Below are 16,645 nucleotides of genomic sequence, written 5' to 3' on the forward strand. Positions count from 1 at the left end.
CTTCTGCTAGGGAGGCCTGCCTATGGGCGCAACACACAATATCAGCCTGTGGATGGAACAGCTGGGCGACAGCCTGCAGCCGCGTCCGGCGCTGCACGATGATATCGAAGCCGACGTCGTCATTATCGGTGCCGGTTTTACCGGGCTATGGACGGCCTATTACCTGAAACAGCAGGCTCCGGATCTGAATATCGTGGTGCTGGAGGCTGAGATCGCCGGTTTTGGCGCATCCGGCCGCAATGGCGGCTGGCTGATTGGCGAGGTGCTGGGCGAAGACCGGCTGCTGGCCGGACTGGATGCGCTCGCCCGTAGCCATAGCCGCGCACTGCTGCATGATATTCCCGATGAAGTGGGCCGGGTCATCGCCCGCGAAGGCATTGATTGCCATTACCGCAAGGGCGGGGTGCTGTACTGTGCAGCCCGCTATCCCGAGCAGGAAAGCCGGCTGCGTCAGCAACTGGTCGACTGGCGCGCCCATGGCCATGGTGAGGAAGACTATCGCTGGCTGGAGGTGGCAGAGCTGAACCAGCAACTGCGGCTGGCCACGCCGTATGGCGCGGTGTTTTCGCCCCATGTGGCCACCATTCAGCCGGCGCGGCTGGTACGCGGCCTGGCCGCCTGCGTAGAAGGCATGGGCGTCACCATCTACGAAAAAAGCCGGGTCGACCGGCTGCACGCCGGCGAATTGAGGACTGCACAGGGCAGGGTGCGGGCACGCTGGGTGGTGCCGGCGGTAGAAGGCTATGCCAGTACCCTGCCGCCGTTTGGCCGTTATCAGCTGCCGGTGCAAAGCCTGATCATCGCCACCGAGCCCTTGTCCGAGGCGCTGTGGCAGGAAATCGGGCTGGAGCATGGCCAGGCCTTTAGTGAAAACAGCCGTCAGGTCAGTTATGGTCAGCGCAGTCGCGATAACCGGCTGGTGTTTGGTGCCCGTGGCGGCTATCGCTTTGGCGGTCGCTTGCGGCAGAATTTCAGCCTCAGCCTGGACGAAATCAATCTGCGCCGCCAATTGATGGTGGAGCTGTTTCCCATGCTGGCCGGGGCACGCATCACCCATGGCTGGGGCGGTAATCTGGGTGCGGCGCGGCGTTTTCAGCCGCATATGCTGTGCGATGCTGGCCATGGCCTGGCCTGGGCCGGCGGCTATGGCGGCGAGGGGGTGGGGGCCAGCAATCTGGCTGGCCGTACCCTGGCTGACCTGATGTTGGGCAAGGACACGCTGCTGACCCGCCAGCCCTGGGTGAAAACCGTGGCCAGCCTGGGCCGCTGGGAGCCGGAGCCACTGCGCTGGCTGGGCTACAACGCCATCATCAAGAGCTTTGTCTGGGAAGACCAGACGCTGAACAACCCTGCCAGCCCAGCATGGCAGTGCCGGCTGGTGCAGCGGCTGGCCGACCGGATGGAAAGCCTGATGCGCTAGTCAGCGCCGCCCGCCACAACAAGGCCAGACTATTTGCAGGCAGTGCCTGCTACAGGAGAAGCATCATGTCGATTACTCTGCTGCCGCAATGCGGCGAGCTTCCGCTATCTGCACCCAGCCCGGTGGCCATGCCACTGAGCTTGCCGCATGCGGCCACCCGCGTACATGCCGTCGAGCGCCCGGACGGCGTGGAAACCGGCGTCTGGGAATGCAGCCCGGGCCGCTGGCGGCGCCAGATCATGCAGGCGGAGTTTTGTCACTTTATCCAGGGGTGTTGCCGCTTCATTCCCGATGATGGGGAGGCTATCGACATTCGTGCGGGTGATGCACTGTTTTTCCCCGCCAATAGCGCCGGAGTGTGGGAAGTGACGGAAACCGTGCGCAAATCCTATGTGCTGTGGCCAGACTGAAAATAGGTACCGTGGCTGGCGTTAGCCGCAGCTCGTGCGACTAAGCAAATAGGCTGGCGTCGCAGGGGCAAGGTATGTCGGCGTAGCCGGTACAAATGGCTAGGGCCAGGCGGCACCATGCCGAAGCAGGGGTTTGGTGCTTGAGGCTAAGGACGACGGCATGTCGCGGTGGACGGGCTAAAGGGCTTGGCCTACACTGGCGGCTCTCCCCTCATGGCAGCTGCATGCCGAAGCAGAGTCCCGTGTTCAATACTGCATCAGACCAGCCGCTCGCCTTGCCGGGCCGGTGGCGGGTCACTATCCCCAAGGCACTGTGGCCAGCATTTGAAGGCTATATCTGGCAGCACCATCGCGGCTTCCTGCTGCTGACCAATCTCATCGCCGCGCTGGCATTTTTCTCTTATGTGCTGGCCGATGCCCTGCTGATTCCCGACATGGCACAGACTTCGCTGCTGCTGCGCAGTGTCCTGCTGCTGGTGGCCTTGCTGGATATCTGGCTGGTGTTCGGCCGCAGCCGCAACGTTTTGCTGATGGACCTGCTGATGCCGCTGCACGACCTGATTGCCACCGTGGCCTGGTTCGAGCTGCTTAAGCGCAGCCACTCGCCGGATGTCCCCACTTTCCTCTACGCCTCGCTGATCTTCATCGTGTTTGCCAACCTGGGCGTGCGGGTGTCGTTCAAGGGTGCGCTGGTCAGTTCGCTGGCCATCTCGCTGGTGATCATGGGCAATGTGGCGCTGATGAATCCGCAGGACAGCAAGCCGCTGCTGGTGTTTTCGCTGGTCTACCTGCCGGTGCTGTTGTTCTGCCTGTTTATGAGCTGGAATACCACCAGCAGCGTGCGGCTGGCTTTTTATGCCTCGCAGGAAGAGGCAAGACGCAAGAATGAACTGTCCTCACTGAACCGGCGGCTGCAAATGCTGGCCTCCACCGATGCGCTGACCCAGGTGGGCAACCGCCGCGCCTTTGATCTGCAACTGGAGCAGCTCTGGTTGCAGATGGGCCAGCATGGCCGGCCCTTTGCGCTGCTGCTGGTGGATATCGATTTTTTCAAACCCTATAACGACCACTATGGTCATCTGGCGGGCGACCATGTGCTGGCCGAGGTGGCCAGTGCCATGGTGAACAGCCTGCGCAGCGGGCAGGCCAGAGCGTTTCGCTATGGTGGCGAAGAGTTTGCCATCCTGCTGCAAAGCGGCCACCAGGATGAGCTGCGGCGCATCGGCCAGCGCTTGCTACAGCAGGTGGAGGCCTTGCAGGTAGAGCACCGCCACCGCCCGGACGGGCCGCCCTATCTCACCATCAGTGTGGGGGCTGCCTTGTCCAGTCTGCAGGGCTTGCGTCACGCCACCGACTTGTTGGCCAGCTGCGACCGCATGCTGTATCGCGCCAAGCAGCAGGGACGCAATCAGCTGCAGCTGGCGACGGATGACATGGTGGTGGGCAGTGACTGAACCCTGCCTGGCATCAGTCTGCTAGCAGTCCGCCGGCCCGCTGCAGCACCGCCCCCAACAGTACATCGGCCCCCATGCGCACATCGTCGGGCAAGGCGTCTTCCGCCTCGTTGTGGCTGATGCCTCCCACGCAGGGGATGAAAATCATGGTGGTGGGACAGTGCCGGGCCAGATGGATGGCGTCGTGGCCGGCACCGCTGACGATGTCCTGATGCGGATAGCCCAGCGTGGTGACTGCCTGGCGTACCGCACCGATGCAGTCGCGGTCGAATGGTGTGGCAGCGCTGAACCAGTGCTGCTGGATGTCGACTGTCAGGCCGCGTGCCGTGGCCAGTTCTTGTAGTACGGCGCGGGCGCCTTGCTCCATGGCCGCGATTTGCGCGTCCTGATGGTGGCGCAGATCGATGGTGAAGTGGACCTGGCCGGGAATGGTATTGCGCGAGGAGCCGGGAATGGCCAGCTGCCCCACCGTTACCAGCCCGTGCGGGCTGAATTCACCGGCCAGCTGTTCCAGCCGGCTGATCATGCTGCTGGCGGCAAACAGCGCATCGCGGCGCAGGTGCATCGGGGTGGTGCCGGCGTGGGCCGGGCTGCCGGCGACCCGCACATCCAGCCAGCAGATGGCCTGGCCGCCGGTCACCACGCCAATCGGCAGGCCCGCCTGCTCCAGGATAGGCCCCTGTTCGATATGGGCTTCGAAATAGGCATCAAAAGCCCGGCCCAGCGGCAGATTACCGGCATGGCCGGCCAGGGCGGTGGCCACGCTGATGCCTTGTGCATCTTCTGCGGCCAGAGCCTCTTCCAGCGGCAAAACGCCGCAAAACGCCGCCGAACCCAGCATGGCCGGGGTGAAGCGTGCGCCTTCTTCATTGGTCCATACCGCAATTTCCAGCGGTTTGTCGGTGGTGATGCCGGCGTCGTTCAGGCTGCGTACCACTTCCAGTCCGGCCAATACGCCATAGATGCCGTCAAAGCGGCCTCCGGCTGGCTGGGTGTCCAGATGGCTGCCCATTACCACCGGTTTGGCTTGCGGGTCGCGCCCGGCGCGACGGGCAAACAGGTTGCCGATGGCATCGGCATCCAGGCTCATGCCAGCCTGGTGGCACCAGTCGGCAAACAGGGCGCGGCCGGCGAAGTCCTCCGCCGACAAGGCCAGCCGGCAATTACCCCCCGCTGCGGTGGGGCCGACTTTGGCCATCTCCATCAGGCTGTTCCACAGGCGTGGGCCATTCACGGTCAGCATGGTCGTTCTCCTCTGTATTTGATTGTCTGGCTTAGTAGCCCAGTGCCGGGTCGGCGACATGCAGCAGGGCTGCGCCTGTTGTCAGTCGCCGCGTGTTTTCTGCTATCTGGCTGGCAATGCAGCGCGCCGAGGCGGCCGAAGCCATGTGCGGCGTCACGGTAACGCCCGGCGTGTGCCACCACGGGTGATCGGGTGGCAGCGGTTCCTGTTCGAACACATCCAGCAAGGCCGCGCGCAATTGGCCACTGCTGAGGGCTGCTGCCAGATCCGCTTCGGCCACATGCTGGCCACGGCCGCCATTCACCAGCACCGCGCCAGGGGCCAGCGCGGCAAACAGCTGGCTATTCAGCAGTCCTGCGGTGGCCGTGGTCAGCGGCAGCAGATTGATCAGCAAATCCAGCCCGGCCAGGCAAGCCGGCAAGCCGCTGTCGCCGTGATGGCAGTCCACCCCGGCCAGCGTTTTGGCGCTGCGCGACCAGCCGCGCACCGCATAGCCGGCCCCGGCCAGATCCTGTGCCACGGCACTGCCCATTGAGCCCAGTCCCAGCACGCCCACCTGGTATTCCCCGGCCGGTACTTGCGGCGGGCGCTGCCAGCGCGCCTGCTGCTGCCTGGCCAGTACCAGGTCGAAGTGGCGCTGATAGTGGATGACCGCCCAGCGCATGAACTCCACCATGCCCTGGCGCTGCTCCGGGTCCACTACCCGGCATACCGGCACGGCCGGCAAGTCGCCTGCTGTGTCCAGGTGTTCGATGCCGGCGGATACCGAATGGATCAACCGCAGCCGGGGCAGCGCCTGCAAGGCACCCGCTGGTGGAAACCAGCAGGCGGCGACTTCCGCTTCTGCGGCACCCGGCTCGTGTGCTTGCAGCACGCGCAGTTCGGGTGCCACCTGGGCGAAGGCCGGTCGTAATTCATCGATCAGCTCAACTTCCGCAGTCAGCAACACCACGGTGGTCATTGGCAATAATCCTGTTGCTGATCGGCAATCAGCGACAGCGCCGCCTGCCAGCCCAGGGTGATGATTTCTTCTTCATCACTACGGGCGAACTGAGCCGAGGTGTGCTGGCGTACTGCCTCGCTGGGATAGTGCAGCTGGGCACCGCCGGCCATGGCCTGCACCTGTGCCTGACAGGCGCGCTCCAGGAAGTAGATTTCGTGAAAGGCCTCGGCCACCGAGCGGCCACCGGCCAGCAGGCCGTGGTTGCGCAGGATCAGCGCCTTGTTGTGCGGGCCCAGGTCGGCCACTACCCGTTCGCGCTCTTCCAGCGACAGGGCAATGCCCTCGTACTCGTGGTAGCTCAGTCGGCCGTAAAACTTCAGCGCATGCTGGGTAATCGGCAGCAGGCCGTGCTCCTGCGCCGATACCGCCATGCCGGCTGCGGTATGGGTGTGCACCACGCAGTGCAGGTCGGGCCGTGCCATGTGCACGGCGGAGTGAATGACAAAACCCGCCTTGTTGACGCGTTGCAGCTCGCCGTCGCCGCCCACCACATTGCCATGCTGGTCGATGCGCACCAGGTCGGAAGCGCGCATATGCTGGAACAGCACACCGTAGCGGTTGATGAGGAAATGATGATCGGAGCCGGGAATGCGCAGCGAAATATGGGTGTCGATCATGTCAGTCATGCGGAAATGGGCGATCAGCCGGTACAGCGCGGCCAGCTCGCAACGGGCCTGCCATTCTTCAGGGGAAAATCGGGCTGCTTGGTTCATGAGGTTCTCCAGGGGTTAACGGACAAAGACCAGCTCGGGAGGTGTGCTTTGCCGCCGCAGGCGGGCCAGCCCATGCACACCGACAAAGGACACCAGGGACAGCAGCGAGAAGAACAGCGCCAGCGGCCACCATTGGCCAGCAAAGCGGCTGGCCAGCCAGGTGCCGATCAGCGGTGTGGTACCGCCGGCCAGGGCGCAGATCAACTGGTAGGCCAGCGAAATGCCGGAATAGCGCAGCTGCACCGGAAAGGCCTCGACCATATAGCCGGCAATCACCGCATACAGGCCGGACAGGGTGACCACCGCCATGGCAATGCCCACGGTCATCAGCAGGATGTTGCCGGTTTCCACCAGCAGGAACATGGGATAGGGCAGCACCACGCACAGCAGGGCAACGATCTTGAGGAAGCGCTCCTCGCCGATCTTCTCGGCCAGCAAGGCCGAACAGGGCTGTGACAGGAACTGCAGGATGGTCACCAGAAACAGCGTGTCCAGAATGGTGGAACGGGCAATACCCTGGTACTGGGTCACATAGGTGATCATGAAGGTGTTGGTGAAGAAGAAGCCGGCCGAGCCAATGGTGACGGCGGCGGCGGCGAACAGGACTTCACGCCAGCAATCGCGCACCACTTCCAGCACCGGGTATTTGACGGTATTTTGCTTGGCTTGCACGGCCTTGAATTCGGGCGACTCGTCCACGCCGATACGGATGGCCAGACCCACGCACATCAGGAGGCCGCTGGCCAGAAAAGGCAGGCGCCAGCCCCAGCTGAGGAAGTCGGCTGGATCCAGCGTGGTGACCAGCCGAAAGGCGATCAGCGACAGGATCAGTCCGGCCGGGCTGCCCAGCTGGGCAAACGAGGCATAGAAGGTCTTGCGTTTGGCTGGTGCGTGCTCGCTGGCCATCAGCACGGCACCCCCCCACTCGCCACCCACCGAAATGCCCTGGATGAAGCGTAGGGTTACCAGGCCAATGGGTGCCCAGATGCCGGCAGTGGCATAGCTGGGCAACAGGCCGATGCCGGCGGTGGCCACCCCCATCAGCATCATGGTGAACAGCAGCATTTTCTTGCGCCCCAGGCGGTCACCCAGGTGGCCGAACACCATGCCTGCCATGGGGCGGGCGATAAAGCCGACGGCAAAGGTGGCAAAGGCAGCCAGTGTGCTCAGCGTGGGGTCGCTGCTGGGAAAAAACACCTGCCCCAGCACCAGGGCCGCTGCGGTGGCGTAGATGTAGAAATCGTAAAACTCGATGGTGGTGCCGATGAAGGCCGCCGCCGCAGCACGGCGCGACTGGCTGGAGGCTTGGGTCATGGGGGGATTCCTCTTTTTTGTAGATGCGTGTTCAAGATCGGGCGACATGCACGTCGGTCTACGCTCTGCTGGCGTGGTGAGGGTTTATCGCATGGGCATTATCATTAGTAAAATTATCAAAATTGAAGTTTGAAATAAGTAAAGCTAATGATGGAAAGGAGGGCTGCACATGGCGAAAACAACAGGAACAACCCAGGCCAACATGACAGCAGGACGGCGTTTCCTGAGCGACAGGCTGGATTGGAATCTGCTGCGGACTTATCTGGTAATCGCCCAGGAAAGCAGCATTAGCCGAGCGGCGGCGCGTTTGCATGTCACGCAGTCGGCAGTGAGCCAGGCCTTGAAACGGCTGGAAGAACAGTTGCAATGCACACTGATATTGCGGCAGGGGACACGCTTCGCACTGACAGAAACCGGCGATGAAATCTTTCGCATCGCCAGCGATATCTACGGCAATGTGTCGCGGCTGAGCGCCGCACTGGAAAACCGCAGCGAGGACATGCTGGGCAAGGTGCGCATACTGTGCGCCACCGGGCTGGAAGTAGCTGGCTACGATGCTTATCTGGCGCGCTTTCACCAGCAGTACCCACGGGTGGAGCTGGACGTGGAGGTCATGCGCAGTGCCGACATCATCAGCGGCCTGCTGCAAAAAACCGCCAGCCTGGGGCTGGGCCTGTGTCGTCTGCCACAGGCACGGCTGGAACGGCGCTGTCTCATCACCCAGCGCTATGCTTTTTACTGCGGCCGCAGCCATCCCTTGTTTGGCCGTAGCGATCTGACGCTGGAATCATTGCAGGGGCAGGATTTTGTCAGCTTCGTCAGCGACCAGATTGGCGACAACCTGTCACCACTGACCATCTTTCGCGACCAGCAAGGCTATACCGGCAAGATCATTGCCGCTTCCTCCAGCCTGGAAGAAGTACGGCGGCTGGTACGCGCTGGTTTTGGCATAGGCAGCCTGCCGGAACACGTGGCAGCCCGCGATGTGGCACAAGGCGAGCTATGGCGGCTGCCGCCCGCTGCCGGCATTGCCGATCTGGATCTCTACCTGTTGTGGAACCGGGAGCAGAAGCTGAGTACGGCGGAAAGCGTGTTTCTGGAGGGGCTGCAGCACTGTTTGCCAGGGGCGGAAAAGGCAGCAGCAGGTTAAGAGCCGCTAACAAAACCACCGCTCCTGCGTGGTGCCATCTTGCCGCACACCTGGTACTGCCGGCGCGCTGTGCGGTGGGGCGCTAGGCTATTGAGTTCGCTGCGCAAGCGGCAGGTGGCGGCAAAGATTTCCGCTCAGCGGCAAGATCGGCGTCAAGAGATGTAAAGCGATGATAAGAAAAGAAAAATAAGCCTGAATGGCGGCTGGTATGGATATTGCACTAGCAAAGCATTCCCTGCCGGGCTTGCTGGCTTGTGCCGGGACCATCCCAACTACCACCACCCGACCGCCAGGAGCCCCGCAACATGGCCATGCCGATTTCACCCGCCAGCAGCTATGGCAGCTATCTGCCCAAGACCAACAGCAGCAATCGTCCGGCACCCGCACCGACCCCACCCGGCACGGCCCCGACGGCAGAGCAGCCGGCCAGTCCGGGTGGCAATGTGGGCTCGCTGATCAACACCAAGGCCTGAGTCAGTCGCCCGGCTGCGCTCTGGCCCAGAGCTCGGCCTGCGGCCTCATCACACCTGATAGCGGGCGAGAATATCCGCCTGTGTCCGCGCCATTTCGTCCAGCTGGGCGGCATTCTGTGCCGTATGCTGGGCGGCTGCGCTGGCCTCTTCCGAAGCCTGCGCCGTTTTTTCCACCATGGCGGCAATATTGTTGCTGGCTTCGCCCTGCTGCTGGATGGCAGCGGCCACGGCATCACTACCCTGTACCGCGCCATCGGCCAGTTCGCCAATACGGCGCATGGCCACTGCTGCCTGATCGGCGCGGGTTACCCCCATTCTCACCAGCTCTTCCGCCTTTTGCATCTGGGCGGTGGCCTGACCAGCATTGCCCAGCATGGCTTCGATGGTGGAGGAAATCTCCTGGGTAGACTTGGTGGTGCGCTCGGCCAGTTTGCGCACCTCGTCGGCCACCACGGCAAAGCCGCGGCCCTGCTCGCCGGCACGGGCCGCCTCGATGGCGGCGTTTAGCGCCAGCAGATTGGTCTGATCGGCAATATCGCGAATCACATTGATCACGGTTGCCACCTCGCCGCTGTGTGCTTCCATCTCGTGAATGCTGCTGGCCGACACGGTGACCACTTGGGAAATCTGGTGAATGTCGTGAATGGTCTGCTCGATGATGCCGGTGCTATCCACCACCAGGGTCTGGGCCGATTTGGCACCAGCACTTTGCTGGGCGGACTGGTCGGCCACATGGTTGATGCTTACCGTCATCTGTTCGATGGTGGCGGCGATATTGGCCGAGGCCTCGCTTTGCGCACCAGAGGCCATCGATACCTCATTGGCGGTTTGTGCCAGTTCCTGCGACGAATGTTTGACCTGATGGGCGCCAAGCGCCAGTTGGCCAAACGCCTGCTGCAGGCCGTCCAGCAGCTGGTTGAAGGAGCGGGCGGTCAGGCCGATTTCATCCTGGCTGCTGCTGTCGGCGCGCAGGCGGAAATCCCGCTGGCTGCTGACCGCCTCGATGGTGTGCTGGATGGATGCCAGCCCGTGGCTGATATTGCGGTACAGCATCAAGGCCAGTACGCCGGTGACCAGCAGGGCCAGGGCCATCAGGCCCAGTGCCACGGCAAATACTGTCTGGTAGGTGCGATCATTCTCTGCCGCCAGCTGCTCGGCCAGCCGGTAGTTGAACTTGGCATGCTGCTCTACCGCCTGCATCAGCTGGTTGGCGGTCTGGGTAAATTCATTATTGGTCAGCGCCACCGCTTGTTCGGTCTGGTTGTCGCGCGACAAAGCCAGAATCCGGCTGCGCCCCTCGCGGTACTGCGCCATCATCGCCCGGTCTGCGGCTAGCAGCTGGCGGTCTTCATCGCTGGCAGTCGTGTTGATCTGATAGGTATTCATCAGCGTGTCAAAGCGCTGGTCGGCATCGGCCAGATTTTTCTCGGCCACCGCTTTTTGTTCGGCCGTCGTTGCCAGCACATGGCGCAAGGTATTGGCACGGATATCCGCCACTGCCCGCAGGGTGCCCTGCATGACTTTCAGATCGGGAAAGGTACTGTTCCGTACATACTCGAAGCGCTGCTGCCCATCATGCAGCGCGCGGGTGGCATAGCCACCAACCAGCAACATGCTGGCCAGCGCAATCGACAAAGTCAGCAATAATTTTTTGGTGATTGTCATGAGTTATCCCGAAATCAAAAAACAGTGATGCCAGACCAGGCATAGTCTACGCAAATGTCGCTTACTAAAACGTTTTAGCTTGAATATTATGGTTGATTTAAATCACTTTTAGAGCAATTTTCACAAATTTACGGCCATGGATAGACATGCTGAAGCGGCAGCAGATCCACTCCGGAGCAGGAACAGCCAGAGCTTGCCATCGCCTTTGCTTGCAGCAGGCAGAGCGCTTGTCATCATCTGGCATCGGCACTACCCGATACTTGCGCCATATCAGGCATTTCTGATTTTATAGCGAAACCAGGGTTTGTGTATGGATAAAGCTGGGGTGCGGATTGAAAAAACAGGTCTGCCGCAATGGCAGACCTGTTGCCCTGTCAACGCACGCATGTGGCTAACGGGATAAACACGGCACTAGTTGAAGGGTGTCGGGTGCGGCGTGTTATTGCTGGAAGCCGGCAGGATAGGCAGCACGATCTGAGGCTGTTTGCCGGTGAGGGTATGCAGGAAGGCAACAATATCGCCTACCTCCTGCTGGTTGAAGTCCCGGCCCAGTTGCAGCTTGCCCATGGTGGACACGGCAGCCTCCAGTGTCGGGGCACCGGCATCATGGAAATAGGGTGCTCGCAGTGCCACATTGCGCAAGGACGGCACCTTGAATGACATGCGGTCGGCATCTTTACCGGTGACCCCGGCCCGGCCCTGGGCCGGATTGCTGGTTTGGTACGGTGCAACCAGGCCCATTTTCTGGAAGGAATTGCCCCCCACCGCCGGGCCGTTATGGCAGGCCACACAACCGGCGGTCTTGAAAGTCTGGTAGCCGCGCAACTCCTGCGCATTCAGCGCCTTCTTATTGCCCTTCAGCCACTGGTCAAAGCGCGAATCCGGCGTGACCAGGGTTTCCTCAAAGGCGGCAATCGCCTTGGTCACCTGCGGCATGGAGACATTCTTGTTGCCGAACACTTTGTCGAATTCATTGACGTAGGCCGGTATCGAACGCAGCACATCCAGTGCCAACACATGGTTGGACGCCATTTCCTTTGGATTGGCAATCGGGCCGCTGGCCTGCTCTTGCAAGGACTTGGCACGACCATCCCAGAACTGCGCCACATTCATGCTGGAATTGAGCACCGAAGGCGAACGGATAGGCCCTTGCTGCCAATGGTCGCCAATCGAGGAGCTGAGATTGTCACTGCCACCAGTGGACAGATTGTGGCAGGAGTTACAGGAAATGAAGCCCGACTTGGATAGGCGCGGTTCAAAAAACAGCTTTTTGCCCAATTCCACCATGGCCGGGTTTTTAATCACGGCTTTGGGAATCGGCTGAATAGGTTCACTCTGAATACTGGGCGCAGCATTGGCAGATATTGCCAGCCATAGCGGAAACATCATGCCGATATATTTAAGGGGTTGCATTGCCATCTCCATTTGCGGTTGAAAATTATTTTTGCGCATAGCAAATTGAAAGTTTTGTGGTGTGTCGGCAAATGTTTGGTACGGCTATTTATTCTCTTGCTGCTATTAAATAATGGCTGAAATGCATTCTCGCAGCGGCCGTGATAATGCCGTGCGTCATCCGGGGTAACACTGCGTGAAATAAGCCCGCCATCACAATGGTTAATGAATTGCTTGGGCTGGGTGTCAAGATGAGGCAGATTCAGGCGGGCTGATTTGTCGCAGATCAAATGGCACAAATCAAAATGCTGGCAGGCGAATTGATATTTTCAATTAATACGATAGCCAAAGCATATCGGCATGCTTTATTGAGCAGTGGAAATATCAGCAGATCATTGCGGGGCAATGCCCGAGGTGCCGATGGTAGTAGGAGAATAAAACAAGCGGTAGTAGTGGCATTCACCAGGGCAGGGATGCCGGATATGGCTGATAAAGGCAGGGTAGATAGCCTGCCAAAGGCTGGCAGGAAAAGGAGATGGCGGAATTATTTAAAGAAGAACATGAAACCCAGCGTGAACAGGATAAGCAGGCACAGCACGCTGATACCGCACATCTGCTCGATAACGGCATCCAGACAACGCATTAGCCAATGCGTGGCTTGACTGCGGATGCACTTCCCCGAGGCAGGGCGCAGCAGCGGTCTGGATATATCTCTTTGCCTGAAGGGAAGCATTTCTTGAATACTCTTAACAATAATTGCCACAAGACAATAATTGTTAAATTGGCGCAAATCAAGATATTGAACTGCAAATATAGTGTTAAGTAATGAAAATAATTATATGGCATTGCGCGGGTGGCACCGGAGGTGCCGCAGCGCATGTCAAGTAGCACGCCTGCCATCGTGTCAGGCAAAACAATCGTTTAATTCGGAAGTATGACCGTTCTGCATGGTCACGGAGAGCGCTGCTGCGCGCCGTGCAGAAAGGTAGCCACGTAGTTCAGGCTTTGGGTATGCGCTTTGGACATGGGGCCGGGAAGCGGGTGTCTGGTCGACGACCCCATGGAGATGGCAAATGAATTTTCTTGAGCAACGCGGCAGCATTGCTCGTAATATTCACATGAGTATTGTTTGATAAATAAATGCAAATATTTGTTAAAAGTGTTTGCGCAAAAATCTATTAAATCGTGGGGATGTGATGAAACATACAATCTGTGCTCTCAGCATCATGCTGTTTGGCTACCATGCTGCCGTCCAGGCCGCGCCTACCTATACACCTCCTAGTGTATCCGTAACGTATAACGGTACCCAGTACGTTATTTCCTCGGCCCGCATGAATTGGGCAAGTAATTCCGCAACACTATCCGCGCAGCCTTGGTGGGGAAGCCAATCAGCCGCGTCGGCATTCGCAAATTTGGTGACAACACATGCTGGTGGATACAGTGGCGCTTCGTCTTCCGGCGATGGTGCACTGTTTGCGCTTGGGCATGTCTCGGGTGTCATGACTTTGGTTTATTACCTAGGCAATGTGCTCAATACTGCTTGTGTCAGTGCTCATTGCAATACAGGTGATACACAGTCATGGTATTACGCTTATGTTGTGAGTAGCGCACCCAATACCAACCTAACCAGTTCTACTCAAAGCCAGCACAATAACCCCGGCATCAACGCCGCCCGTGTACTGGATGCCAACAGCGTACTGCAATCGCGTTTCAGCGGCCTCAGCACGGCTCAGCAGCAATCCGCTGCGGTCAGCCAGACCCTGCCGGTGCTGACTGGTGCCGCCGGCCAGGCTGTTCAGGCCGCATCCACCGCAGTGAATCAGGTGATTGTTGGCCGCTTGAACACCCAGCGTGGCCAATCGTCTGGTGACACTTACTACACCGACAAGAATGTTTGGCTGAAGCCTTTCGGCTCGCGTGCCGACCAGGCCGATACCGATGGCGTCAGCGGATACAAGGCTGATATCTACGGCCTGGCCGGTGGTGTGGATGGAAAGATCAACAGCAAGCTGCGCCTGGGTGCCGCTTTCAGCTATGCCCGTAGTGATGTGGACAGCAATGCCAGTGCTCCGCAAAGCCTGAAAGTGGATAGCTACCAGCTGATCGGCTATGGCTCTTATGATCTGAACGAGCGCACTGCGCTGGATTTCCAGGCGGATATCGGTCAGAACAAGAACGATAGCAGCCGCACGCTTTCCTTTGCCAGCAACGTGGCCCAGGCCAGTTACGACAGCTGGACGGTTCACACCGGCCTCAGCCTGTCGCGTAGCTACGCGCTAAGCGAAAAGAACAGCCTGATTCCGTCGCTGCGTGTGGATTACACCCGTATTCGTGCCGATGGGTATCAGGAAAGCGGTGCCGGTTCGCTTAACCTGAACGTGGGCGCACAAAACACCGAAGCACTGGTGTTTGGCGTGGATGGCAAACTGGTCAGCAAGCTCAACGACAAACTTACCCTCAGCACCAGCCTGGGTGTGGGCTATGACGCCATGAGCAAGCAGACAGCCATTACCTCTGTCTATGCCGGCGCACCGACGGCCGCCTTCACCACCAGTGGTATTAATCCCAGCCCGTGGCTGGGCCGTGGTGCACTGGGCCTGTCCTACAAAACCAAAAACGGTATGGAAATCACCGGACGTTACGATCTGGAATACCGTCAAAGCTACCTGGGGCAGACCGTCTCGCTCAACCTGAACATGCCCTTCTGATTCCGCCGCATGTACAGCAAGGAAAAGGCCCGAATGGGCCTTTTTTCATGGTAATTGCCCTGTAGCCTGCCGCCATAGTGTTGGCCAGATGTTGTCCCAGCAGCAATGATGGTTGAAACCGGAAAGTGTGCGCTGCGTCACCTGTAGTTGCGGTGTCAGCCTCGCTGCCACTGCGGCAGCGAGTGCAGGCGGAATATTTTCGTCTTCTTCTCCGCTAAACAGCCACACCTGCCCGGCCCGCAGCTGCTGCAGCCTCGCCAGCGGATCCAGCGAACCCTGCAGCGGCGACAGATTGTGCAGGCGAATCCACTCCTGCGGGTCCACATTCCCGGCCACACTCAGCAGCAACTGCACATCGTTGCGGCGTTCTGCCAGCAACAATGCCAGCGCGGCCCCGCCGGAATAGCCCACCAAGTTGATATGTGTCGTCCGGTACTGGCGCTTGAGCTGTGACACCGCCTCATCCAGTGCATTAACTACTGCTGGTGAAAAGCGTGCACCCGTCCACAGCGCCGCAGTGCATTGCACTGGCAGTGGCGTGGCATATTGGCACGGCCTGCCCAAATAAATGGCGGTGCCGTCGGGTTGTTGCATGGCTAGCCGCAAGGCTAGCGGGTTGAGCGGAGTGGGGTCATCCGATGGCGTGTCCATATTCAGCCAGGCCAGCCCGTCGCCTTCCAGGTAAATGGTGATGACATCGGCCTGGGCCGGCATGGCACTCCTGGCTGCTGCAAACAGGTCGAAATCACCGCCTTGCACGGTTTGCCAATGCCAGCCCTGTGCGGTAAGCAGGCTTTGCGCCTGTAGTTGTCTTTCGGCGCCAGAAGGGAGGTGGGTGCAGGCGGACAGCAGCCCAACACAGCACAAGAATACAAGAAGTAGCGAACAATACCGCATGGCAGCCGATGGCGAGGAAAGAAACCTGCCCACTATACCGCCAGCGCAGGGGCAGTGGGCATGATCAATACCGGCACCCAACGACAGGCCGCTGTGATGGCCGAGCCACAGATCCATCCCGGCCATGTCGGCGTACAGGCTAATGCGAAGGCCTAAGTAGGATACAGTGCGGCCAGCGTACGGGTAAGCAGATTATGCAGATGCTGCAGGATCAGATACTGGTCGCTCGGCTCCAGCGCGGCCGCATGCTCGGTATTCAGCAACTGCAGCAAACCTTCCAGCGTGCGGCGGCTTTCCAGCAAGCGCGCATCCACCTCAGCCAGCTGCGCCTCCAGCCGATGGCAGACCGCCAGCACATCCTGCCAGGCCTGCGCCACGGCCGGTGCGGGCTGATCACCCAGCGCCGCCTGCATGGCAGACAGGCTGGCATGCAGCGGCCCCAGCGGCAGGCAAGCATGCTGCAAGAACTGGGCAAACTGCGGATCAGACTGATGGGGAGAAAAAGACGGCCGCCCAGGTGGCGGTGTATCGCGAGGCGTGCTGCTCATGGCAAAACCCTCCAAGGTGATGTACATCGCAACCACCTCCGACGCCAATCGGGGGTGGCAGGCACATGGCAGGATTGGCGTTACCGGTCACCTTGAACCCGGCGCTCCCGGAGGAGCTCCCACCAAGGCCCGCCATGGAAAAAGGCAAAGCAATGGTGCGAGGACTGGTACGTGTGCACGTAGCAGTCCGCCAAAGTGGGGTCGGGACGCCAATCCCGGTGCCGCTATTGAACGACACCGGGCGATTATCAGCTG

At 60.0% G+C, this 16,645-nt stretch carries 14 protein-coding genes; 6 read left to right on the forward strand and 8 right to left on the reverse strand.

Annotated elements, in window-relative coordinates; translation table 11 throughout:
* Window positions 1-22 precede the first annotated feature (22 nt).
* The 3 genes from H2Z84_RS14960 to H2Z84_RS21485 all read left to right on the forward strand — a co-directional run bounded on the left by H2Z84_RS14960 (window position 23) and on the right by H2Z84_RS21485 (window position 3,284).
* Entirely contained in the window at window positions 23-1,420 is a 1,398-nt protein-coding gene (locus H2Z84_RS14960; protein ID WP_220272863.1) for an NAD(P)/FAD-dependent oxidoreductase, read from the forward strand.
* 65 nt (window positions 1,421-1,485) lie between these two features.
* A complete protein-coding gene (locus H2Z84_RS14965) occupies window positions 1,486-1,830 on the forward strand; it encodes a cupin domain-containing protein (protein ID WP_181836699.1) in 345 nt (114 codons plus the stop codon).
* 242 nt (window positions 1,831-2,072) lie between these two features.
* On the forward strand, window positions 2,073-3,284 hold the full coding sequence (locus H2Z84_RS21485) for a GGDEF domain-containing protein (protein WP_220272864.1): 1,212 nt from the start codon (window positions 2,073-2,075) through the stop codon (window positions 3,282-3,284).
* Between the two features lie 13 nt (window positions 3,285-3,297).
* On the opposite strand, the gene H2Z84_RS14975 is transcribed toward H2Z84_RS21485, so the two are convergent.
* From H2Z84_RS14975 to H2Z84_RS14990, 4 genes are read right to left on the reverse strand one after another with little or no spacing between them, the layout of a single operon-like run.
* Window positions 3,298-4,527: a Zn-dependent hydrolase gene (locus H2Z84_RS14975; RefSeq protein ID WP_181836701.1), complete on the reverse strand. Its 1,230-nt coding sequence runs from the start codon at window positions 4,525-4,527 to the stop codon at window positions 3,298-3,300.
* 31 nt (window positions 4,528-4,558) lie between these two features.
* Complete coding sequence (locus H2Z84_RS14980) at window positions 4,559-5,488, reverse strand: 2-hydroxyacid dehydrogenase (protein WP_181836702.1); 930 nt, start codon at window positions 5,486-5,488, stop codon at window positions 4,559-4,561.
* Window positions 5,485-6,243 (reverse strand): class II aldolase/adducin family protein, encoded by a 759-nt coding sequence (locus tag H2Z84_RS14985; RefSeq protein WP_181836703.1) that lies wholly within the window; start codon window positions 6,241-6,243, stop codon window positions 5,485-5,487. The genes H2Z84_RS14980 and H2Z84_RS14985 overlap by 4 nt, the downstream gene beginning before the upstream one ends.
* A gap of 15 nt (window positions 6,244-6,258) precedes the next feature.
* Window positions 6,259-7,557 carry an MFS transporter gene (locus H2Z84_RS14990; RefSeq protein WP_181836704.1) on the reverse strand — a complete coding sequence of 433 codons (1,299 nt, stop codon included), beginning with the start codon at window positions 7,555-7,557 and terminating at the stop codon, window positions 6,259-6,261.
* 169 nt (window positions 7,558-7,726) lie between these two features.
* On the opposite strand from H2Z84_RS14990, the gene H2Z84_RS14995 reads away from it, so the two are divergent.
* Together H2Z84_RS14995 and H2Z84_RS15000 are read left to right on the forward strand one after the other, a co-directional pair.
* Window positions 7,727-8,707, forward strand: coding sequence for a LysR family transcriptional regulator (locus H2Z84_RS14995; RefSeq protein ID WP_220272865.1), 981 nt, complete (start codon window positions 7,727-7,729; stop codon window positions 8,705-8,707).
* A gap of 305 nt (window positions 8,708-9,012) precedes the next feature.
* A complete protein-coding gene (locus H2Z84_RS15000) occupies window positions 9,013-9,180 on the forward strand; it encodes a hypothetical protein (RefSeq protein WP_181836705.1) in 168 nt (55 codons plus the stop codon).
* 48 nt (window positions 9,181-9,228) lie between these two features.
* Here the strand turns inward: H2Z84_RS15000 and H2Z84_RS15005 are convergent, their stop codons facing one another.
* The gene (locus tag H2Z84_RS15005) at window positions 9,229-10,845 is read right to left on the reverse strand and encodes a methyl-accepting chemotaxis protein (RefSeq protein WP_181836706.1); all 1,617 of its coding nucleotides are present in this window, start codon (window positions 10,843-10,845) and stop codon (window positions 9,229-9,231) included.
* A 411-nt stretch (window positions 10,846-11,256) separates the two neighbouring features.
* Window positions 11,257-12,258, reverse strand: coding sequence for a cytochrome-c peroxidase (locus H2Z84_RS15010; RefSeq protein ID WP_181836707.1), 1,002 nt, complete (start codon window positions 12,256-12,258; stop codon window positions 11,257-11,259).
* A gap of 1,577 nt (window positions 12,259-13,835) precedes the next feature.
* Here H2Z84_RS15010 and H2Z84_RS15015 point away from each other — a divergent pair.
* Window positions 13,836-14,945, forward strand: coding sequence for an autotransporter outer membrane beta-barrel domain-containing protein (locus tag H2Z84_RS15015; RefSeq protein WP_181836708.1), 1,110 nt, complete (start codon window positions 13,836-13,838; stop codon window positions 14,943-14,945).
* 45 nt (window positions 14,946-14,990) lie between these two features.
* On the opposite strand, the gene H2Z84_RS15020 is transcribed toward H2Z84_RS15015, so the two are convergent.
* Window positions 14,991-15,659: an alpha/beta hydrolase gene (locus H2Z84_RS15020; protein ID WP_181836709.1), complete on the reverse strand. Its 669-nt coding sequence runs from the start codon at window positions 15,657-15,659 to the stop codon at window positions 14,991-14,993.
* A 335-nt stretch (window positions 15,660-15,994) separates the two neighbouring features.
* Window positions 15,995-16,390, reverse strand: coding sequence for a hypothetical protein (locus H2Z84_RS15025; protein WP_181836710.1), 396 nt, complete (start codon window positions 16,388-16,390; stop codon window positions 15,995-15,997).
* Window positions 16,391-16,645 lie beyond the last annotated feature (255 nt).

This window comes from Aquitalea aquatica (genome assembly GCF_013911085.1).
Taxonomy (GTDB): Bacteria; Pseudomonadota; Gammaproteobacteria; order Burkholderiales; family Chromobacteriaceae; genus Aquitalea; species Aquitalea aquatica.